22 protein-coding genes are annotated in these 19,222 nt (G+C 75.1%); 10 read left to right on the top strand and 12 right to left on the bottom strand.

Going from position 1 to position 19,222, the window contains the following annotated elements:
• Positions 1-126: 126 nt before the first annotated feature.
• The gene (locus tag HNR08_RS16345) at positions 127-912 is read right to left on the bottom strand and encodes an ABC transporter ATP-binding protein (protein ID WP_183835116.1); all 786 of its coding nucleotides are present in this window, start codon (positions 910-912) and stop codon (positions 127-129) included.
• 55 nt (positions 913-967) lie between these two features.
• Here HNR08_RS16345 and HNR08_RS16340 point away from each other — a divergent pair, with 55 nt between their 5' ends.
• A complete protein-coding gene (locus HNR08_RS16340; RefSeq protein ID WP_146838830.1) occupies positions 968-1,765 on the top strand; it encodes a hypothetical protein in 798 nt (265 codons plus the stop codon).
• Positions 1,766-1,781: 16 nt separating this feature from the next.
• Here HNR08_RS16340 and glgA read toward each other — a convergent pair whose 3' ends face one another.
• Positions 1,782-3,002, bottom strand: coding sequence for a glycogen synthase (gene glgA / locus HNR08_RS16335; protein WP_146838828.1), 1,221 nt, complete (start codon positions 3,000-3,002; stop codon positions 1,782-1,784).
• A gap of 69 nt (positions 3,003-3,071) precedes the next feature.
• Here glgA and HNR08_RS16330 point away from each other — a divergent pair, with 69 nt between their 5' ends.
• The gene (locus HNR08_RS16330) at positions 3,072-4,313 is read left to right on the top strand and encodes a glucose-1-phosphate adenylyltransferase (protein ID WP_146838826.1); all 1,242 of its coding nucleotides are present in this window, start codon (positions 3,072-3,074) and stop codon (positions 4,311-4,313) included.
• A gap of 83 nt (positions 4,314-4,396) precedes the next feature.
• Positions 4,397-5,035 carry a phosphoserine phosphatase SerB gene (serB, locus tag HNR08_RS16325; protein WP_276509373.1) on the top strand — a complete coding sequence of 213 codons (639 nt, stop codon included), beginning with the start codon at positions 4,397-4,399 and terminating at the stop codon, positions 5,033-5,035.
• A gap of 45 nt (positions 5,036-5,080) precedes the next feature.
• On the opposite strand, the gene HNR08_RS16320 is transcribed toward serB, so the two are convergent.
• The 4 genes from HNR08_RS16320 to HNR08_RS16305 all read right to left on the bottom strand — a co-directional run bounded on the left by HNR08_RS16320 (position 5,081) and on the right by HNR08_RS16305 (position 7,725).
• Positions 5,081-5,596, bottom strand: a complete 516-nt coding sequence (locus HNR08_RS16320; protein ID WP_246803103.1) for a SixA phosphatase family protein — start codon at positions 5,594-5,596, stop codon at positions 5,081-5,083.
• Positions 5,597-5,615: 19 nt separating this feature from the next.
• Positions 5,616-6,383: an enoyl-ACP reductase FabI gene (gene fabI / locus HNR08_RS16315; RefSeq protein WP_146838822.1), complete on the bottom strand. Its 768-nt coding sequence runs from the start codon at positions 6,381-6,383 to the stop codon at positions 5,616-5,618.
• Between the two features lie 35 nt (positions 6,384-6,418).
• Positions 6,419-7,153 carry a 3-oxoacyl-ACP reductase FabG gene (fabG, locus tag HNR08_RS16310; RefSeq protein ID WP_146838820.1) on the bottom strand — a complete coding sequence of 245 codons (735 nt, stop codon included), beginning with the start codon at positions 7,151-7,153 and terminating at the stop codon, positions 6,419-6,421.
• A 101-nt stretch (positions 7,154-7,254) separates the two neighbouring features.
• Entirely contained in the window at positions 7,255-7,725 is a 471-nt protein-coding gene (locus tag HNR08_RS16305; RefSeq protein ID WP_246803102.1) for a GNAT family N-acetyltransferase, read from the bottom strand.
• A 64-nt stretch (positions 7,726-7,789) separates the two neighbouring features.
• Here HNR08_RS16305 and HNR08_RS16300 point away from each other — a divergent pair, with 64 nt between their 5' ends.
• Genes HNR08_RS16300 through HNR08_RS16290 form a run of 3 tightly spaced genes read left to right on the top strand, consistent with a single transcriptional unit; the run spans position 7,790 to position 9,293 of the window.
• On the top strand, positions 7,790-8,158 hold the full coding sequence (locus HNR08_RS16300; RefSeq protein ID WP_146838816.1) for a DUF3099 domain-containing protein: 369 nt from the start codon (positions 7,790-7,792) through the stop codon (positions 8,156-8,158).
• On the top strand, positions 8,155-8,421 hold the full coding sequence (locus HNR08_RS16295; RefSeq protein WP_146838814.1) for a hypothetical protein: 267 nt from the start codon (positions 8,155-8,157) through the stop codon (positions 8,419-8,421). The genes HNR08_RS16300 and HNR08_RS16295 overlap by 4 nt, the downstream gene beginning before the upstream one ends.
• The gene (locus tag HNR08_RS16290; protein ID WP_146838812.1) at positions 8,418-9,293 is read left to right on the top strand and encodes an SURF1 family cytochrome oxidase biogenesis protein; all 876 of its coding nucleotides are present in this window, start codon (positions 8,418-8,420) and stop codon (positions 9,291-9,293) included. The genes HNR08_RS16295 and HNR08_RS16290 overlap by 4 nt, the downstream gene beginning before the upstream one ends.
• 128 nt (positions 9,294-9,421) lie before the next feature.
• On the opposite strand, the gene HNR08_RS16285 is transcribed toward HNR08_RS16290, so the two are convergent.
• On the bottom strand, positions 9,422-11,020 hold the full coding sequence (locus HNR08_RS16285; RefSeq protein WP_146838810.1) for an ABC-F family ATP-binding cassette domain-containing protein: 1,599 nt from the start codon (positions 11,018-11,020) through the stop codon (positions 9,422-9,424).
• Between the two features lie 350 nt (positions 11,021-11,370).
• Here HNR08_RS16285 and HNR08_RS16280 point away from each other — a divergent pair, with 350 nt between their 5' ends.
• The 4 genes from HNR08_RS16280 (at position 11,371) to ypfJ (ending at position 14,491) form a co-directional block, all read left to right on the top strand.
• Positions 11,371-12,036 carry a biotin transporter BioY gene (locus tag HNR08_RS16280; RefSeq protein ID WP_146838808.1) on the top strand — a complete coding sequence of 222 codons (666 nt, stop codon included), beginning with the start codon at positions 11,371-11,373 and terminating at the stop codon, positions 12,034-12,036.
• A complete protein-coding gene (locus HNR08_RS16275) occupies positions 12,033-12,815 on the top strand; it encodes an energy-coupling factor ABC transporter ATP-binding protein (RefSeq protein WP_146838806.1) in 783 nt (260 codons plus the stop codon). Before HNR08_RS16280 ends, HNR08_RS16275 begins: the two co-directional genes overlap by 4 nt.
• On the top strand, positions 12,812-13,414 hold the full coding sequence (locus HNR08_RS16270; protein ID WP_146838804.1) for an energy-coupling factor transporter transmembrane component T family protein: 603 nt from the start codon (positions 12,812-12,814) through the stop codon (positions 13,412-13,414). Before HNR08_RS16275 ends, HNR08_RS16270 begins: the two co-directional genes overlap by 4 nt.
• Positions 13,415-13,606: 192 nt before the next feature.
• Positions 13,607-14,491 carry a KPN_02809 family neutral zinc metallopeptidase gene (gene ypfJ, locus HNR08_RS16265; RefSeq protein ID WP_146838802.1) on the top strand — a complete coding sequence of 295 codons (885 nt, stop codon included), beginning with the start codon at positions 13,607-13,609 and terminating at the stop codon, positions 14,489-14,491.
• A 457-nt stretch (positions 14,492-14,948) separates the two neighbouring features.
• Here the strand turns inward: ypfJ and HNR08_RS16260 are convergent, their stop codons facing one another.
• The 5 genes from HNR08_RS16260 to sufC form a co-directional block, all read right to left on the bottom strand.
• Complete coding sequence (locus HNR08_RS16260; RefSeq protein WP_146838800.1) at positions 14,949-16,097, bottom strand: TRAFAC clade GTPase domain-containing protein; 1,149 nt, start codon at positions 16,095-16,097, stop codon at positions 14,949-14,951.
• Between the two features lie 121 nt (positions 16,098-16,218).
• Entirely contained in the window at positions 16,219-16,554 is a 336-nt protein-coding gene (locus HNR08_RS16255) for a metal-sulfur cluster assembly factor (protein ID WP_146838798.1), read from the bottom strand.
• Positions 16,551-17,039 carry a Fe-S cluster assembly sulfur transfer protein SufU gene (gene sufU, locus HNR08_RS16250; protein ID WP_210736807.1) on the bottom strand — a complete coding sequence of 163 codons (489 nt, stop codon included), beginning with the start codon at positions 17,037-17,039 and terminating at the stop codon, positions 16,551-16,553. The genes HNR08_RS16255 and sufU overlap by 4 nt, the downstream gene beginning before the upstream one ends.
• Positions 17,036-18,367, bottom strand: coding sequence for a SufS family cysteine desulfurase (locus tag HNR08_RS16245; RefSeq protein WP_146838796.1), 1,332 nt, complete (start codon positions 18,365-18,367; stop codon positions 17,036-17,038). The genes sufU and HNR08_RS16245 overlap by 4 nt, the downstream gene beginning before the upstream one ends.
• Positions 18,368-18,457: 90 nt before the next feature.
• Positions 18,458-19,219 carry a Fe-S cluster assembly ATPase SufC gene (gene sufC, locus HNR08_RS16240; protein ID WP_146838794.1) on the bottom strand — a complete coding sequence of 254 codons (762 nt, stop codon included), beginning with the start codon at positions 19,217-19,219 and terminating at the stop codon, positions 18,458-18,460.
• Between the last annotated feature and the right edge of the window lie 3 nt (positions 19,220-19,222).

Raw genomic sequence — 19,222 nt, 5'->3', positions numbered from 1 at the left:
CTGGGGTCGTGCCCGCCGGGCGGGCACCGTCGTCGTGGGCGGCGGGACGCGGCCGCTCACGGACGATCCTAGACGATTCCTTGACTCTTCACAGAGAGAAGGGCCGACCCTGGGGACGACGCCGGGTCAGCGGGTGCCGCGCGCCGTCCAGCGGTCGCCCGACTTCTCCACCTGCAGCGACGTGCCGAACGCGGCCGACAGGTTCGGGGAGGTGAGCACCTCGTCGACCGGCCCGGCGGCGTGCACCCGCCCGTCCGCCAGCAGCAGGAGGTGCGTGAAGCCCGGGGGGATCTCCTCGACGTGGTGCGTCACGAGGACCAGCACCGGGGAGCGCCGGTCGGCGGCCAGCTCGGACAGCGCCGCGACGAGCTCCTCGCGCCCGCCGAGGTCCAGCCCGGCGGCGGGCTCGTCCAGCAGCAGCAGCTCGGGGTCGCTCATGAGGGCGCGGGCGATCTGCACGCGCTTGCGCTCGCCCTCGGAGAGGGTGCCATAGCGCCGGTCGGCGAACCGCCCCACCCCGAAGGCCGCCATGAGGTCCGCCGCACGGGACTCGTCGACCGACTCGTAGGACTCCCGCCACCGGCCGGTCATGCCGTAGGCCGCGGTCAGCACGACGTCGCGCACGACCTCCCCCGGCGGGATGCGCTCCGCGAGCGCGGCGCTGGCCAGCCCGATCCGCGGGCGGAGCTCGAAGACGTCCACCCGCCCGAGCCGCGAGCCCAGCAGGTCCGCCGTGCCCGACGTGGGGTGCATCCGGCCCGACGCGACCTGGAGCACCGTGGTCTTCCCCGCGCCGTTGCGGCCGAGCACCACCCAGCGCTCCCCCTCGCGCACCGTCCAGGACAGTCCGTCGAGGATGGTGGTGGTGCCGCGCCGGATGGTCACGTCCTGCAGGTCGAGCACGTCGGTCATGGACACCAGACCCTAGCCGCCCGGGACGGCGGGCACGGGGACGTACGTTGGTGGCGTGGACCATGCTCTCGACCTGCCGCGCTCCGTGCTGCTCGCCCTGTGGCTCGCCGAGCCGGGACCGGGCTCCGGGCCGGTGCAGCGCACCCTCGACGCGGAGCAGGGCGACGACGAGCCGCACCGCGTCGAGGTCGTCGGGACGACCCCGCCGGGCCTCGGCGAGGAGGGCGCGACGCTCGCCGACCTCGTCGCCGCGTGGGCGAGCGGGCCGCGGACCGTGGCCGCCGTCCTGCCCGCGCCCGGCGATCCTGCGGGCGCGCCGGCCGCGGTGGCCGGCCCGGCGCAGGAGTCCGGCGAGGCCGTGCTGATCACCACGCCGGACGGGGACTTCGCGGCCGTGCCGCGGGTCGAGGTGTTCGGCAGCGTCTACGAGGCCGGGCACCTGGTGACGTGGCGGGTGCACGCGGTTCCGCCGTGGCAGAACGCCCTGGTCGGCCACGTCGGCACCCTCGCGGAGGCCGAGCGGGAGCTGACCACCGCGCTGGCCCGGGCGACCGAGGCGCTGACCACCCTGGACGTCGCGCGCTGGCGCCCGGACGCCGCCCACCGGATCGCGGCCCTGCGCAGCACCCCCGACGCCCGCGGCGTGCTCCCGCCGGGCCTGGAGCCGCGGCGCGTGCGCGTCATCGGGTCCGCGCTCCGGCTGCGGGCGATCGTCGACCTCGCGGCCGCGGACGACGGCGCGGCGGTGAACCTGTGGCAGGCCGACCAGCGCACGACCGCGCTGCGGGACGTCGACCGGGCGGCGCGCCGGGCGCTGGCCGTGGCGACGCACCCCGGGCCGCCGCGGGCCTGAGCGGGCTGAGCCGGCCTCAGCCCAGGACCGAGCGGTACACCTCGAGCGTCCGGTCGGCGATCGCGTCCCAGGAGAAGTGCTCCTCCACCCGCCGCCGCGCCGCGACCCCCCACGCGCGCGCCCGCGCCGGGTCGGAGACCGCCTCCGCGAGCGCCGCGCCGAGGTCGGCGACGAACCGGTCCGGGTCGACGGGCGTGCCCGTGCCGTCCTGCACCTGCTCGATCGGGACCAGCCAGCCGGTCGTCCCGGCGTCCACGACCTCCGGGATGCCCCCGGTGGCCGTGCCCACGACGGGCAGGCCGACGGCCATGGCCTCGAGGTTGACGATGCCGAGCGGCTCGTAGACCGACGGGCACGCGAACACGGTGCCGGTCGCGAGCACCGACACCAGCTCGTCCCGCGGCAGCATCCGCTCGATCCACACGACGCCGCCGCGCCGTTCCCGCAGCGCCTCGACCAGGGCGGTGACCTCGGCCATGATCTGCGGCGTGTCGGGGGCACCGGCGCACAGCACGAGCTGCACCTCCGGCGGCAGCGCCTCGGCGGCCCGCAGCAGGTAGGGCAGGCCCTTCTGCCGGGTGATCCGCCCGACGAACACGACCGACGGCCGGTCCGGGTCGATGCCGTTCTCGACGGCGACCCGCCGGGCCGCGGCCCACTCCTCGTCGTTCTCCGGCCGGCGCCAGCCCGCCAGGTCGATGCCGTTGTGCACGACGCGCACGCGCTCGGGGTCGATCGCCGGGTAGCAGCGCAGGATGTCCGCGCGCATGCCGGCGCTCACGGCGATCACAGCGGCGGCCGACTCGAACGCGGTCTTCTCCGCCCACGACGAGAGCGCGTACCCGCCGCCGAGCTGCTCCGCCTTCCACGGCCGCAGCGGCTCCAGGCTGTGCGCGGACACGACGTGCGGGACGCCGTGCAGCAGCGAGGCCAGGTGGCCGGCGAGGTTGGCGTACCAGGTGTGCGAGTGCACCAGGTCGGTCGGCGGCCCGTCCCCGCGGCCCACGCCGTCCACGATCGCCAGGTCCACCCCGAACGTCGCCAGCGCGGGGTTGGCGTCGGCCAGCGCGACGGGCACGTCGTACCCGGCGACGCCGGCCTCCTGGCGCGGGCCGTCGAAGCAGTGCACCCGGACGTCGACGGCCCGCCGCAGCACCGCGGCGAGCTCGGCGACGTGGACTCCGGCCCCGCCGTAGACGTGCGGCGGGTACTCGCGGGTCAGCAGGTCGACTCTCACCTCGGACACGCTAGCGCGGAACCTCGGTTCGCCTCGCCTCGGGGGCCCGGTTGCCTCTAGGGTCGGGGCATGGCAGCGCCGCGCATCCTGGCAATCGTCCTCGCAGGTGGAGAGGGCAAGCGGCTGATGCCGCTGACCGCCGCCCGCGCCAAGCCGGCCGTCCCGTTCGGGGGCATCTACCGCCTGGTGGACTTCGCGCTGTCGAACCTGGTCAACTCCCGGTACCTGCACATCATCGTGCTGACCCAGTACAAGTCCCACAGCCTCGACCGGCACGTGTCGAAGACGTGGCGCATGTCGACCCTGCTGGGCAACTACGTCTCCCCCGTCCCCGCGCAGCAGCGGGTGGGCAAGCACTGGTACCTGGGCAGCGCCGACGCGATCTACCAGTGCCTGAACATCCTCGACGACGAGCGGCCGGACATCGTGGTCGTGGTCGGCGCCGACCACGTGTACCGCATGGACTTCTCGCAGATGGTCGACCAGCACATCGCGACCGGCGCGGAGATCACGGTGGCCGGCATCCGGCAGCCGATCTCGATGGCCGACCAGTTCGGCGTCATCGAGACCGATCCGTCCGACCCGACCAAGATCGCCGCGTTCCGCGAGAAGCCGTCCGACCCGGTCGGGCTGCCGGACTCGCCGAACGAGATCCTGGCGTCGATGGGCAACTACGTCGTCAACACCGACGCCCTGCGCCGCGCGGTCACCGAGGACGCCGAGAACCCGACCAGCCGGCACGACATGGGCGGGGACCTGGTCCCGGCGTTCGTCGAGCGCGGCACCGCGTCGGTCTACGACTTCATCCACAACGACGTGCCCGGCTCGACCGACCGGGACCGCGACTACTGGCGCGACGTCGGGACCCTGGACTCGTACTACGACGCGAACCAGGACCTCATCTCGATCGAGCCGGTGTTCAACCTCTACAACGACGCCTGGCCGCTGTACACGGGCTACACGGGGCTGCCCCCGGCCAAGTTCGTGCACGCGGGCGCGGGCCGGCTCGGCCACGCGGCCGACTCGATCGTCTCCCCCGGCGTCATCGTCTCGGGCGCGACGGTCTCGGGGTCGGTGCTCTCGCCCGGGGTGTACCTGCACTCCTGGGCGCAGGTCACCGACTCGGTGCTCATGGACGGCGTCGTGGTGAACCGGTACGCGCAGGTGCACCGGGCGATCCTCGACAAGAACGTCGTCGTGCACGAGCGTGCCCGGGTCGGCATCGACCGCGAGCACGACCTCGAGCGCGGGTTCACCGTCACCGAGTCGGGCATCACCGTGGTGCCGAAGGGCTCGGTCGTCGACCTCTGACCGCCGGCGCGCGCCGGTCGCGCGGGCCGGCGTGGACGCCCGCAGCGGCCCGCGCGACCGGCCGCTAGCCTGCCCGGGTGAGCCTGCCGCGACCCACCCGCCTCGTCGTCATGGACGTCGACTCCACGCTGATCACGCAGGAGGTCGTCGAGCTGCTCGCGGCGCACGCCGGGTCGCGCGCCGAGGTCGCGGACATCACCGAGCGGGCGATGCGCGGGGAGCTCGACTTCGCGGCGTCGCTGCGCGCCCGGGTCGCGACGCTGGCCGGGCTGCCGGTGTCGGTGTTCGCGGCGGTCCTCGACGAGGTCGTCGTGACGCCGGGCGCCGTCGAGCTGCTGGCCGAGCTGGACCGCCGGCGGTGGCCCGTCGGGCTGGTGTCCGGCGGGTTCGTCGAGGTCGTGGCGCCGCTGGCCGCCCGGCTCGGCATCACCCGGTTCCGGGCGAACGCGCTCGAGGTGGAGCACGGGGCGCTCACCGGGCGGGTCGCGGGCGAGGTCGTGGACCGCGCCGTGAAGGCCCGCACGCTGCGGGAGTACGCGGCCGAGGTCGGCGTGCCGATGGAGCGCACCGTCGCGATCGGCGACGGGGCGAACGACCTCGACATGCTCGGGGCCGCCGGGTTCGGGATCGCGTTCAACGCCAAGCCGGTGGTGTGCGCGCAGGCGGACGCCGAGGTGCGCGACCGGCTCGACGCGGTGCTGGACCTGCCGCCGTTCCGCTGACCGGCGCGGGGTCGCCCGGCGCCCCGGCCGGGCTGCCGCCCGCGCTCAGGCCGGCGTGACCACCCGCAGCAGCCGCGCGGCGTCCGGGACCACCTCGGCCCACGGGCCGTCGACCTCGAGCACGCTGTACGCGGCGGTCGGCACGCCGACCCGCACCCGCGCGACGGCGGCGTCGTCCGAGTCCGGCCCCGCGAGCGCCGCGGCGGTCTGCGAGACGGTGGGCTCGTGCCCGACGACCAGCACCGTGCCCGCGGCCTCGTCCAGCCCGCGGATCAGCCCGATCAGCGAGCGGACGCCCGCGGAGTAGAGCTCGTCGCTCAGCTCGGCGACGTCGGCGGGCACGTCGAGCGCGCCGCGCACGAGGTCCCAGGTCTGCCGGGTGCGCAGCGCGGACGACACGAGCACGCGGTCCGGGACGAGGCCCGCCGCGCGCAGGCCGGTCCCCACCTCGGTGGCCTGGCGCCGCCCGGTGAGGGCGAGCGGGCGGAGGTGGTCCTCGAGGGAGGCGGGGTGCTCCGCCTTCGCGTGGCGGAGCAGGACGAGCTGGTGCGCGTGGGTCACGCGCACCAGCGTCGCACGACTACTGCCCCATCGCGTGCACGCCGCCGTCGACGTGCACCATCTCGCCGGTGGTCTTCGGGAACCAGTCGGACAGCAGCGCGGCGACGGCGCGCGCGGTGGGCTCCGGGTCGGTGACGTCCCAGCCCAGGGGCGCGCGGCCGTCCCAGCCGCCCTCCATCGACTCGAAGCCCGGGATGGACTTCGCGGCGGTCGTGCGGATCGGGCCGGCGGACACCACGTTCACCCGGATGCCGGACGGGCCGAGGTCCCGGGCCAGGTAGCGGGAGGTCGCCTCGAACGCGGCCTTCGCCACGCCCATCCAGTCGTAGACCGGCCAGGCGAACCGCGCGTCGAACGTCAGGCCGACGATCGAGCCGCCCTCGGTGAGCAGCGGCTGGGCCGCGGTCGCGAGCGACTTCAGCGAGAACGCGGACACCTCGAGCGCCGTGGCGACGTCCGCCCACTCGGCGGCCAGGAAGTTGCCGCCCATGACGGACTGCGGGGCGAAGCCGATCGAGTGCACGACGCCGTCGAGGTGGTCGACGTGCTCGCGGACCCGCTCGGGCAGCGCCGCCAGATCCTCGGCGTCGGTCACGTCGAGCTGGACCACGGGCGCGGGCTTCGGCAGCCGGCGTGCGATGGCCTGCGTCAGCCGGAACTGGCGGCCGAACGAGCTGAGCACGACCTCGGCGCCCTCCTCCTGCGCGAGCCGCGCCACGTGGAACGCGATCGAGCCGTCGGTGAGGACGCCGGTGACGAGGAGCTTCTTGCCGTCGAGGAGGCCCATGGTGTTTCCGATCGTTCGAGGGTGCGGGGAGGAGGTCAGTGGCCCATGCCGAGGCCGCCGTCGACCGGCAGCACGGCGCCCGAGATGTACCCGGCGGCGGGCGAGGCGAGGAACTCGACGGCGGCGGCGATCTCGTCGACCGCACCGAACCGGCCCGCGGGGATGGAGGACAGGTACGCGGCCTGGCGGTCCTCGGTCAGCTCGGCGGTCATCGCGGTCTCGATGAAACCCGGTGCGACGACGTTCGCGGTGATGCCGCGCCCGCCGAGCTCGCGGGTCACGGAGCGCGCCATGCCGACGAGGCCGGCCTTGGTGGCGGTGTAGTTCACCTGGCCCGCATTCCCGTACAGGCCCACCACCGAGCCGATCATGACGATCCGCCCGCGGCGCAGCCGGATCATCCCCTTCGACGCGCGTCGCACGCAGCGGAACACGCCCGTGAGGTTGACGTCGAGCACCTGCTCGAAGTCCTCGTCGGACATCCGCATGAGCAGGCCGTCGCGCGTGACGCCGGCGTTGGCGACCAGCACCTCGACGGGGCCGTGCTGGGCCTCGACCTCGGCGAAGCCCGCGTCCACGGAGGCGGTGTCGGTGACGTCGCCGGTCACGGCCAGCACGCCGTCGGGGGCGCCGCCGCTGCGGACCAGGGTCGCGACCTTGTCGCCGTTCGCGAGGAACCGCTCGGCGATCGCGCGGCCGATGCCGCGGTTGGCGCCGGTCACGAGCACGCTGCGCGGCTCCGGGCGGGGGGCGGTGGAGTTCTCGGACACGGAAGCCGACGCTATCCGACCGCCCGCGGGCCGCGGGGCAGCGGCGCGGCACAGGATGCCGGGCCGGTGTTGTCCGGTCCCCACAAAGGCGCCGGTCGCGGTCAGGGCGTCAGCAGGGCCCGCCGCATCCGGTAGTTCGTCAGCTCGACGCCCCTGCGGACCGGGTGCTGCTCGGCCTCGACGACGAACCCCCGGGCCGCGAAGAACGGGAGCGCCGTGATGCTCGCGTGCGTGGTGAGCTCGGTCGCGCCCAGCGCAGCGGCCGTCCGCACCGCCCAGCCGAGCAGCGCCGACGCGACGCCCTGCCGGGTCGCGTCCGGGTCGACGAACAGCATGTCGATGTACCCGGCGGGGTCCACGTCCGTGAACCCGACGACGGCCCCGCCCCGCACGGCGACGACGGTCCGGGACGCGGCGCGCCGTGCGGCCCACGCCGCCGGGTCGACGTCCGGCGGCGCCCACGCCGCGATCTGCTCCGGCGTGTAGTCCCGTGCCGCCGTGACCCGGATCGCGCGCAGGAACACGTCGAGGGTCGCGGCCGCGTCGTCCGCGGTGTAGTCGCGCAGGTCCACGCCAGCGACGGTAGCGCGGCCGGGCGGGGGCGGCGGTGCCGCCGCCGGGTGCCTACGATCAGGTGTGAGCAGGCGGACCCCCGACGACGCGCAGCGCATCACCAGCGCGCCCGAGTCGCTCGCCGCCGACCAGGCGCGGCGCGAGCGCCGCTACCTGCTCCAGATGGGCATCCGCGTCGTCTGCTTCCTGCTGGCCGTGCTGCTCTGGCGGCACGTGCCGCTCTGGCTGAGCCTCGTGTTCATCGTCGGGGCCGTCGTGCTGCCCTACGTCGCCGTGCTGTTCGCCAACGCCGGCCGCGAGCGCCGCGACGAGGCCCCGCCCGGGATGGTGCCGCGGATGCTGGACGCCGCGCCGCCGGTGCGGCCCGTCGCTCCCCCGCCCGGGCCCAGCGACGCCCCCGGCCCCCACCCCACCGACGGAGGACCCCGATGACCGCCCCGACGCCCGACGCGGTCGGCGACGAGCTCGACTGCAGCGCCCGCGGCTGCCACGCCGACGCCTCCTGGGGCGTGCTGTGGAACAACCCGCGGCTGCACACCCCGGACCGGCGCAAGGTCTGGCTGGCGTGCGACGAGCACCGGGAGCACCTCGAGGAGTACCTGCGCGTCCGGGCGTTCTGGAAGGACACCGTGCCGGTCGCCGACCTGCCGCGGCTCGACCTCGGCACGCGGCCGGGGATCCCGGGGCTCGGATGACGCTGCCGACCCTGCGCGGGAACCCGGCGGCGCGGCGCGCGGTCGGACTCGTGCTGCTCGCCGTCGTGCTGTCGACGGCGTGCGTGTTCCTCGGCCGGTGGCAGTGGCACCGGCACGTCGCCCGGGACGCCGCTATCCGGCTCGTGGAGCAGAACTACTCCGCCGGCCCGGTGCCGCTCGCCGACCTGCTGCCCGCGCCGGGCGCCGCGCTCGGCCCCGGCGACGTCTGGCGGCAGGCCACCGCGACCGGGACCTACGACGCGGACGCCGCGGTGCTGCTCCGGAACCGGCCGGTCGACTCGCAGCCCGGGTTCCACGTGCTCGTGCCGCTCGAGCTGGCCGACGGGTCCGTGCTCGTCGTGGACCGCGGCTGGGTGGCCTGGGACGACGACGCCAGCGGCGAGGTGTCCGTGCCGGCGCCGCCCGCCGGCGAGGTCACCGTGACGGTGCACCTGCGGCCGGACGAGCCCGCCAGCACCCGGTCCGCGCCCGCCGGGCAGGTGCAGGCGATCCACGTCGCGCAGGTGCTCGACGCCGGCGGGGTGGAGGCCGAGTCCTACGGGGCGTACGGGGGCGTCGTCGACGAGCGGCCCGCCGCCGCGACCGCGCTGGGGGCGCTGCCCGCGCCGAGCACCGACCCGGGGTCGCACCTGTCGTACGCGTTCCAGTGGTGGACGTTCGCGGTCGGCGGGCTCGTGGCGTTCGCGTGGCTCGCACGCCGGGAGCTGCTGGAGGGCGCTGCCGAGCCGGACGGCGACGGGCCGGACGACCCGGACCGCCCCGCGCGCCCGGCCCCGCCGGCGCCCCCGCGCCGCCGGCGGCCGTCGGACGAGGAGACCGAGGACGCCCTCATCGACTCCCAGCTCGGCTGACCCCGCCCGTCGGCTCGCCGAGTGGAGGGTTTCGCCGGACACGCCCGGCGTGTCGTGGCAGAGACCTCCACTCGGTGCGGGGTTCGGCTGACCCCCGCCGGGGTCGAGGGCCGCCGGGCGGCGGGCCCTCAGGCCAGGGTCACCAGGTCCAGGTAGGACGGGTTCCACAGGTCCTCGTCGCCGTCCGGGAGCAGCACGACGCGCTCCGGGTTCAGCGCCTCGACCGCGCCCTCGTCGTGGCTGACCAGGACGACCGCGCCGGTGTACGCGCGCAGCGCCGCCAGGATCTCCTCGCGGCTGGCCGGGTCCAGGTTGTTGGTCGGCTCGTCCAGCAGCAGCACGTTCGCGCTGGACACGACCAGGGCCGCGAGCGCCAGGCGGGTCTTCTCGCCGCCGGACAGGACCTTCGCGGGCTTGTCGGCGTCGTCCCCGGAGAACAGGAACGAGCCGAGCACGGAGCGCACCTGGGTGTCGGTGAGGTCCGGCGCGGACGAGCGGAGGTTCTCCACGACGGTCCGGTCGAGGTCCAGGGTCTCGTGCTCCTGGGCGTAGTACCCGAGCTTGAGCCCGTGCCCCGGGGTGACCTCGCCGGTGTCGGACTCCGACAGCCCGGCGAGGATCCGCAGCAGCGTGGTCTTCCCGGCGCCGTTCAGGCCGAGGACGACGACGCGCGAGCCCCGGTCGATCGCCAGGTCCACGCCCGCGAACACCTCCTGCGAGCCGTACGACTTCGACAGGTCCGACGCGGTCAGCGGCGTCCGGCCGCACGGCGCGGGCTCCGGGAACCGCAGCTTCGCGACCTTGTCGGAGACCCGGACCTCGTCGAGCCCGGACAGCATCCGCTCGGCGCGGCGGGCCATGTTCTGCGCGGCGACCGCCTTGGTGGCCTTCGCGCGCATCTTGTCCGCCTGGGCCAGCAGGGCGCCGGCCTTCTTCTCGGCGTTCGCGCGCTCGCGCCGGCGCCGCTTCTCGTCGGTCTCGCGCTGCAGGACGTAGGCGTCCCAGCCGAGGTTGTACTGGTCGAGCTCGCCGCGGTTCGCGTCCAGGTGGAACACCTTGTTCACGGTGGCGCGCAGCAGCTCGACGTCGTGCGAGATGACGATGAAGCCGCCCGGGTACACCTTGAGGTAGTCCCGCAGCCAGGCGATCGAGTCGGCGTCCAGGTGGTTGGTCGGCTCGTCCAGGAGCAGCGTCTCGGAGCCGGAGAACAGGATGCGCGCGAGCTCGACCCGGCGGCGCTGGCCGCCGGACAGCGTCCCGATCTCCTGCGCGAGCACCCGGTCGTCCAGGCCGAGGTTCGCGGTGATCCGGTGCGCCTCGGACTCCGCGGCGTACCCGCCGGCCGCGAGGAACCGGGCCTCGAGGCGGGCGTACCGCGCCATCGCGGCCTCCCGGGTCTCGTCGTCGGCCGAGGCCATCTGGCCCTCGGTCTCCCGCATCGCCCCGACGATCTGGTCCAGGCCGCGGGCCGACAGCACCCGGTGCAGGGCGAGCGTGCCGAGGTCGCCGGAGCGCGGGTCCTGCGGCAGGTAGCCGACGTCCCCGCTGCGGGACACCTGGCCGCCCGTGGGCTGGGCCTCGCCGGCCAGGGTCTTGGTCAGCGTGGTCTTGCCGGCGCCGTTGCGCCCGACCAGGCCGATCCGGTCCCCCGGCGCCACGCGGAACGTCGCCGACGACAGCAGCATGCGCGCGCCGACGCGCAGCTCGACGCCCTGGGCTGTGATCACTGGCTTCCTCGTCCCTCCACCGTGCCGCGGACGTGGTTCGACCCGGCTGCGATGCCGCGCGCCCCCGTCGCCGTCCCGGCACAAACGCCGGACATTCTACGAGCCCCGGGGGCCGGGGGCCGAACGGATTCCGCCGCGCGAGGTCGGCGGTTCGGCGCGAGGTCGGCGGTTGCGCGCGAGGTCGTCGGTTGCGCGCCCCGGGTGAGGGGCGGAACCGTCGACCTCGGCGGGCGGTGTGCCGGTTCCGACAGCGCCCGGGGGCGATCGTTGGGCGGGTCCGCCGGGGCCGGGCCGCGGCGCGCCGGGCTAGCGTGACCCGCGTACCGTCCGCCGCACCCCCTCGAGGAACGATGACCGAGCCGCACGACGCCGCCGCCCCCGCCGCGCAGGCCGCACCCGGCGTGCCCGGCGCCCCGGCCGCACCCGCCGCGGCCGCTGCCCCGACCCCCGTCGTCCGGGCGTCCGTCGCCACGGACCTCGCGCTCGTCGCCACGTTCGCGGCGTTCGTCGCCGTGTGCGCGGTGCTCCCGGCGATCCCGACGGGCGGCGCCGTGCCGATCACCCTGCAGACGTTCGGCGTCGTGCTGACCGGACTGGTGCTCGGCCCGCGCCGCGGCGCGCTCGCGCTGCTGCTGTACGTGGCCGTCGGGCTGGCGGGGCTGCCGGTGTTCTCGGGCGCGGTCGGTGGCCTGGGCGTGCTCGCCGGGCCGTCCGCCGGGTACCTGCTGGCCTTCCCCGCCGCCGCGGCCGTCGCCGGCGGGCTGGGGCTGCTCGCGCGCCGTGCGGCGCCGCGGTGGCGGGTGCCCGCACTGTTCGGCGCCGCGGTCGCCGCGACCCTGCTGACGGTCCACCCGCTCGGCATCGCGGTCCTCGGCTGGCGCCTGGGCCTCGCGCCGTCGGAGGCGGTCGCCGCCGGGGCCGTGTTCCTGCCCGGCGACCTGATGAAGAACGCGCTGGCCGCCGTGGTCGCCGCAGCGGCCATCCGGGCGTTCCCGGACCTGCTGCGCGGCCGGTGATCGAGCTCGACGGCGCGGTCGTCACCGCGTACGGGCCGGACCGGGGCGTCGTCACCCTGCTCGGCCCGGTCACCTGCACGCTCACGGAGCGCCGGGTGGCCGTCGTCGGCGCGAACGGCTCGGGCAAGTCGACGCTGGCCCGGCTGCTGAACGGCCTGACGCTGCCGTCCGCCGGGTCGGTGCGGGTGCACGGCCTGGACACTGCCCGGGACGGCGCCGCGGTGCGCCGGCGGGTCGGGTTCCTGTTCACGGACCCCGACGCGCAGGTGGTCATGCCGACCCCGGCCGAGGACGTCGCGCTGTCCCTGCGCCGCACCGGCGTCCCCGCCCGGGAGCGGGACGCCCGGGCGCGCGAGGCCCTGGCGCGCGTCGGGCTCGCGGACCGCGCCGACGTCCCGGTGCGCGCGCTGTCCGGCGGGCAGCGGCAGCTCCTGGCCCTGGCCGCCGTGCTCGCCACCGAGCCGGACGTCCTCGTGTGCGACGAGCCGACGACGCTGCTCGACCTGCGCTGGCGCCGCGCCGTGGACGCGCTGCTCGCCGGGCTCCCGCAGCAGGTGGTGCAGGTGACGCACGACCTGGACGCCGCCGCGCGCGCCGACCGGGTGCTGGTGGTCGACGGCGGCCGGGTCGTGCACGACGGCGCGCCCGGCCCCGCGCTCGACGCGTACCGGGCGCTGATGGCGGAGCCGCTGCCGGCCGGGACCCGCGAGGTCGCCGCTCCGGCAGGAGGTCGCGGGTCGGACCTGACGAGCCCGTCGGCAGAGGACGACCTCGCGTGACGCTGCTCGGCGTGCACCGGACCGCCCGCACCCCGCTCGACCGGGCGCCCGTCGCCACGAAGCTCGTCGGCCTGGCCCTGCTGGGCGTCGCGGTGGTCGCGAGCCGGGGCGTCGCCGCGTCGCTCGCCCTGCTCGCCGTGCCGGTCACGGCAGCCGGGATCGCGGCGCTGCCGCTCCGGCCGACCGTGCGCGGGCTGCTCCCGGTGCTCGTCACCGCCCTGCTGGCCGGGGCGTACCAGGCGTGGGCCCGCGGCTGGGGGCCGGCGGTCGAGGTGGTCGCCGACCTGCTGACCCTGGTGCTCGCCGCCGCCGTGGTCACGGCCACCACCCCTGCGGACCGGCTGCTCGACGCCCTGGCCCGCGCGGCCCGCCCGCTGCGGCGGGTCGGGCTCCCGCCGGACCTCGTGGCCCTCGCCGTGGCGCTGGTGCTGCGGACCGTCCCCGAGATCGCCCGCACGGTGCACGAGGTCCGCGACGCGGCCCGCGCACGCGGCGTGGAGCGCGACCCGCGCGTGTGGCTGACCCCGGCGGTCCTGCGCGTGGTCGGCCGCGCGCGCGACCTGGGCGAGGCCCTGGCCGCGCGCGGCATCGTGGACTGACCCGGCCCCGGCCCCGCTCCCCCGCGGAGGTCCAGAGACCTGCGCGGCTCGTGCGGGATGTCCCCAGGGCCGTAGCCCCTCGCCGACCCCCGCGCACCGCGCGGGCCCGCGCACCGAACCCCCAGCCGATCCCGCCGGGTGACCGACCGCGCTCGGCGCGCGCCCTCAGCGCCCCGGGGTTAGCGTCCCCGCATGACGTTCCAGGGCGGCGGTCAGTTCGAGGGCGGGCGGGTGCAGTCCCGCCGCGGCGGCGGTGGCCGCGGCATCGCGGTCGGCGGCGGGCTCGGCGGTCTCGTGCTGGTGATCGCGGTGGTCCTGCTGGGCGGCAACCCTGCGCAGCTGTTCTCGGGCGCCACCGGCGGGGGCGGCGGCAGCGAGACCGTCAGCGAGGTCGGCGCGTGCAGCGCCGAGCAGGCCAACGCCGAGCGCGCGTGCCGGCTGTCCGCGACGGTGCAGGCGCTGGACGCCTACTGGGCGCGGGCCGGCCTGCCCGTCGCCGCCGCCGACGTCCAGCCCGGCGTCGTCGAGTTCGCCGCCGCCACCGACACCGGCTGCGGCGCCGCGTCCGCGAGCACCGGGCCCTTCTACTGCCCGCCGGACCGCACGATCTACCTCGACCTGTCGTTCTACGACGTGCTCGCCCAGCAGTACGGCTCCTCGGCCGGCCCGCTCGCCGAGATGTACGTCGTGGCGCACGAGTACGGCCACCACATCCAGAACCTCACGGGCGTGTTCGACCGCGCGGACCGGTCCGGCACGGGCGACGACTCGGACTCCGTGCGCGTCGAGCTGCAGGCCGACTGCTACGCCGGGATGTGGGCGGGCGACGCCGCGACGACCGTCGACCCGGACACCGGCGTGACGTTCCTGGAGCCGATCACCCGCGAGCAGCTCGCCGACGCCCTGTCCGCCGCCGCGGCGGTGGGCGACGACCACATCCAGGCGCAGTCCGGCGGCGGCGTGAACCCGGACACCTGGACGCACGGCTCGAGCGAGCAGCGCCAGCGCTGGTTCACGACGGGCTACGAGCAGGGCACCCTGGCCGCCTGCGACACGTTCGCGGTCGCGGAGCCGTAGGCCTGGGGCGGCTGCCGCACGACGGTCGATGCCACGCGGTTTCAGGGCCCCCGCGGCGGTCCGGGAGCGCCGGCCGCGGCCACGAGCCCGTGCGGATCGTCGCCGAACGCGAGGGCGATCTGATGCTGCGTCGGGGGCGCCGGAAGGTCCCAGAGGGATGCGTACGCGTCGGCGACCAGCGGCCAGACCACCCGGATGCCGTCAGCCGCGGACCGCACGTCGTCGGCGACGGGTGATGCGACCACGAACTCGTGCGCGAGAGGGCGGGCCGCTTCGTCCCGCCGACCGGCGGGGTCGGGGAAGCGCAGGGCCACTCCGCGCGTGGTGCGGCGGAACACGGTCGGCTCCCCCTGGAGCCCCGCGAACGCCTCACGATGCGCTCGGAACGGGGCCGGCGAGCCACCGGTCAGCAGGAAGCGGAAGCCCCAGGTCCGTCCACCGGCGACCCAGATCAGCGTCACTGCCCGCCCCGGCGCAGAACCTTGCGCTCCTCGCCCTCGGCGAGGTCACGACCGAACCTCGCGAGCGTGGCCGCGCCGTAGTCCTTCCGCGCGAGCGCGGCCCGGTAGGCGTGCTCGAGCTGGTCCTTGGCCACCGGTTCCAGCTGCTCGAGCGCCGGGATCAGCCACAACGACACCAGCGGTCCGACCTTGGGGATCTTCGTGGCGACGATCTGCAACGCCGTCATGAGCTTGGGCAGGTAGTCGTCGATGTTCTCGACGAGGCTCGCGAGGACCTTGGCCGAGATGTCGTACTTCCTGGCCCACTGCGCCACGCGCTCGAGGGGCAGGACCGTCGCGACCGGCAGGATGAGGTCGAGGCCCACGCGCTCGTGCACCCGGATCGCGCCCGGCTCGAACTTCGCGGACGAGAGGAGGATGAAGTCCTCTCCGATCGACAGAGCCTCGTCGGTGGTCACGAACTCCTTGAGCGCGTCGCCGAGCGCGGCCATGTCGCCCTGCGCCTTCTTGACCATGAGGTTCCGGAATCGCTGGACATCCATGTCCGGGTGCAGATCCGCCTTCGAGAGCGCGAAGACCCAGATGCGCGGGAACCGCTCCTGCTTCTCGCCGTCCAGGAGGATCTGGTCCTTGCGGTTGAGGAGCTCGTTCCTGAGGTCGGCGAGCAGGAGCTTGAGGTACTTCTCCTCCTGGCCGGCGTAGTCCAGGAGCTTCTGGCCGTCGACCAGGACGAACGCGACGTCCGATCGCATCAGGTTCCTGAAGGTCCGGACCCGGACCTCGAGCTCCTCCGGGTCCTGCGTGCTCGGGTCCTCGGTGAACCACTCACCGGGGTAGTCGTGCCAGACCAGGCGGAGACCGTCGAACTCCTTCGGCCTGGCCTCGCCGGTGAGGTCCAGGACGAAGGTGAACGACTGGGCGTCGCCGGCCGCGGTGCTCAGCGGCGGTGTGTCGTCCTCGAGCATCTGGAGGTAGTTGGCGAGGAGCGCGTTGCCCTGCTTGGTGCTCTCCGAGCGAACCGCGTAGAGCGACGTGTCGTACGACGGGTCCTGCGTCATGCCGTAGAACGACGAGATCAGGACCGTCTTGCCGGATCCGCGCTCGCCGAACACGGCGATGTGCTGGTCCTTCAGCTTCAGGGACATGCCGAGACTGTGACGCAGCCGTCACTCCGACCGCAAGCGGACTCGATCGCCGCGGGGCACCGCCACAGCGCGGCGACACCGCCCGGCGACACGGCGCGGCGACCGGCCCTCGCTCCCACCGTCAGATGTTGAACCCCAGCGCCCGCATCATCGCGCGGCCGTCCTCCGTGATCCGCTCGGGGCCCCACGGCGGCATCCACACCCAGTTGATCCGGAACGAGTCCACGAGCCCCTCCAGCGAGGTCCCCGCCTGGTCCTCGATGACGTCGGTCAGCGGGCAGGCGGCCGACGTGAGCGTCATGTCGATGGTCACGTGCCGGTTCGGCTCGACCGAGATGCCGTAGACCAGGCCGAGGTCCACGACGTTGATCCCGAGCTCGGGGTCGATGACGTCCCGCAGCGCCTCCTCGATGTCGGCGGCGTTCGCCGGCGCCTGCTCGGCCGTGGTGTCGCTCATCGTGCCTCTCCGTCCGTCGCCGCGCTGGCCTGCGCCACCGCGTCCTTCATCGCCGCCCAGCCGAGCAGCGCGCACTTGATCCGGGCCGGGTACCGGGCGACGCCGACGAACGCGACCGCGTCCTCCAGCGACTCGTCCAGGTCGTCCCCGGCGAACTTCTCGGGCAGCACCCCGCGCGAGTCCATGAGCTCGCGGAAGTCGTCGGACAGCGCGAGCGCCGCCTCGACGGGCCGGCCCGACACGGCCTGCGACATCACGGACGCCGAGGCCTGGGAGATCGAGCAGCCCTGGCCGGTCCAGGTGAGCTCGCCGATCACGGGCCCGGAGTCGCCGGCGTCGAGCCGCACGCGCAACGTCACCTCGTCCCCGCAGGTGGGGTTCACGTGGTGCACCTCGACGTCGTAGGCGTCCTGCGCCCCGCGGTGGGCGGGGTGCTTGGCGTGGTCGAGGATGAGCTGCTGGTAGAGCTGCTCCATGGCGGTCATCGGCTGTCCTCCGGGTCGTCCAGTCCGAAGAACGCCCGGACCCCCGCCAGTGCTTCCCGGAACACGGCGATCTCCGCGTCGGTGGTGTACACGGCGGCCGAGGCGCGCGCGGTGGCGGCGACGCCGAACCGGCGGTGCAGCGGCTGGGCGCAGTGGTGCCCGACGCGCACGGCCACGCCGGCGTCGTCGAGGACCTGGCCGACGTCGTGCGCGTGCACGCCGTCCACGACGAACGACACGGTCGCGAGCCGGTCGACGTTCTCGGTCGGGCCGATCACCCGGACGCCGGGCACCGACGCGACGGCGTCGAGCAGCAGGCCGGCGAGGTGCCGCTCGTGCGCGGCGACCGCGTCCATGCCGAGCTCGGCCAGGTACGTCGCGGCGGCGCCCATGCCGACGGCCTGGGACACCATCTGGGTCCCGGCCTCGAACCGGCGCGGCGGCGGGGCGTAGGTGGTGGCCTCCATCGTGACGACCTCGACCATCGACCCGCCGGTGGTGACGGGCGGCATCGCCTCGAGCAGCTCCCGGCGGCCGTACAGCGCGCCGACGCCGGTGGGCCCGAGCATCTTGTGCCCGGAGAACGCGGCGAAGTCGACGCCGAGCGCGGCCAGGTCCACCGGCAGGTGCGGCACGCTCTGGCACGCGTCGAGCACGGTGAGCGCCCCGACCTCGCGGGCCCGGGCCACGAACGGCGCGACCGGCGTGATCGCCCCGGTGACGTTGGAGGCGTGCGTGAACGCCAGCACCTTCGTCCGCTCGGTGACGACCGTGTCGAGCTCGTCGACCCGGATGCGCCCGTCGTCGGCCACCCCCAGCCAGCGCAGCGTGGCCCCGGTGCGGGCGGCGAGCTCCTGCCACGGCACGAGGTTCGCGTGGTGCTCGGCCTCGGTCACGACGATCTCGTCGCCCGGGGCGAGCGCGAAGCGGCGCGCGGCCGCTCCCCCGCGCCCGGCGGTCGCGTTCGACAGCGCGTAGGCGACCAGGTTGAGGCCGGCGGTGGCGTTCGACGTCCACACGAGCTCGTCGTCGGCCACGCCCACGAACGACGCGACCTGGGTCCGCGCCGTCTCGAAGGCCTCGGTGGCCTCCTCCGCGAGCTGGTGCGCGCCGCGGTGCACGGCGGCGTTGCGCTGCGCGTAGAAGTCCTGCTCGGCGTCGAGGACGACCTCGGGCTTCTGCGAGGTCGCGCCGGAGTCGAGGTAGACCAGCGGTCGCCCGCCGCGCACCGTGCGGTGCAGCAGCGGGAAGTCGGCCCGCACCGCGGCGAGCTCGGCGGCGCCCAGCGTGGGGCCGTCCTGCGCCGCGCGGTCCAGCGTCTCGGTCATCTCTCGTCCCTCGTGCTCGGGTGGTGGCGGGTCTCCCGCCGGGGTGCGGGACCCGGGGCGGCGTGCGCGCCCCGGGTCCCGGCGAGGTCCTCAGGCGGTCGCGCCCGTCAGGAACCGGTCGTAGCCCTCGTTCTCCAGCCGCTCGGCGAGCTCCGGCCCGCCCTCCTCGGCCACGCGCCCGTCGACGAACACGTGCACGAAGTCCGGCGTGATGTAACGCAGGATGCGGGTGTAGTGCGTGATGAGCAGGACGCCGACCTCGGTCGACTCCTTCACCCGGTTCACGCCCTCGGACACGATGCGCAGCGCGTCGACGTCCAGGCCCGAGTCGGTCTCGTCGAGGATCGCGAAGCGCGGCTTGAGCAGCTCCATCTGGAGGATCTCGTGGCGCTTCTTCTCGCCGCCGGAGAAGCCCTCGTTGACCGAGCGCTCGGCGAACGCCGCGTCCATGCGCAGCCGCTCCATGGCGCCGTTCACGTCCTTGATCCACGTGCGGAGCGCGGGCGCCTCGCCGTCGATCGCGGTCTTCGCGGTGCGCAGGAAGTTCGACACCGACACGCCCGGGACCTCGACCGGGTACTGCATGGCGAGGAACAGGCCGGCGCGGGCGCGCTCGTCGACGGACATCGCGAGGACGTCCTCGCCGTCGAGCGTGACGGTGCCGGAGGTGATCTCGTACTTCGGGTGCCCGGCCAGCGAGTACGCCAGCGTGGACTTGCCGGAGCCGTTCGGGCCCATGATGGCGTGCGTCTCGCCGCTGCGGACGGTCAGGTCGACGCCGCGCAGGATGGGCTTGGGGCCCTCCTTCGTCTCGACGCTGACGTGCAGGTCGCGGATCTCCAGGGTGGACATGCG

This window comes from Cellulomonas hominis (genome assembly GCF_014201095.1).
GTDB lineage: Bacteria > Actinomycetota > Actinomycetes > Actinomycetales > Cellulomonadaceae > Cellulomonas > Cellulomonas hominis.
This window is presented reverse-complemented; position numbering and strand designations above follow the sequence as displayed.

Excerpts from the sequence above, each read along its gene's own strand:
- HNR08_RS16345 (WP_183835116.1), bottom strand. The coding sequence starts at position 912 with ATGACCGACGTGCTCGACCTGCAGGACGTGACCATCCGGCGCGGCACC.
- HNR08_RS16330 (WP_146838826.1), top strand. The coding sequence starts at position 3,072 with ATGGCAGCGCCGCGCATCCTGGCAATCGTCCTCGCAGGTGGAGAGGGC.
- fabI (WP_146838822.1), bottom strand. The coding sequence starts at position 6,383 with ATGGGCCTCCTCGACGGCAAGAAGCTCCTCGTCACCGGCGTCCTCACC.
- HNR08_RS16295 (WP_146838814.1), top strand. The coding sequence starts at position 8,155 with ATGACCGCCCCGACGCCCGACGCGGTCGGCGACGAGCTCGACTGCAGC.
- HNR08_RS16290 (WP_146838812.1), top strand. The coding sequence starts at position 8,418 with ATGACGCTGCCGACCCTGCGCGGGAACCCGGCGGCGCGGCGCGCGGTC.
- HNR08_RS16280 (WP_146838808.1), top strand. The coding sequence starts at position 11,371 with ATGACCGAGCCGCACGACGCCGCCGCCCCCGCCGCGCAGGCCGCACCC.
- ypfJ (WP_146838802.1), top strand. The coding sequence starts at position 13,607 with ATGACGTTCCAGGGCGGCGGTCAGTTCGAGGGCGGGCGGGTGCAGTCC.
- HNR08_RS16260 (WP_146838800.1), bottom strand. The coding sequence starts at position 16,097 with ATGTCCCTGAAGCTGAAGGACCAGCACATCGCCGTGTTCGGCGAGCGC.
- HNR08_RS16255 (WP_146838798.1), bottom strand. The coding sequence starts at position 16,554 with ATGAGCGACACCACGGCCGAGCAGGCGCCGGCGAACGCCGCCGACATC.
- sufU (WP_210736807.1), bottom strand. The coding sequence starts at position 17,039 with ATGACCGCCATGGAGCAGCTCTACCAGCAGCTCATCCTCGACCACGCC.
- HNR08_RS16245 (WP_146838796.1), bottom strand. The coding sequence starts at position 18,367 with ATGACCGAGACGCTGGACCGCGCGGCGCAGGACGGCCCCACGCTGGGC.
- sufC (WP_146838794.1), bottom strand. The coding sequence starts at position 19,219 with ATGTCCACCCTGGAGATCCGCGACCTGCACGTCAGCGTCGAGACGAAG.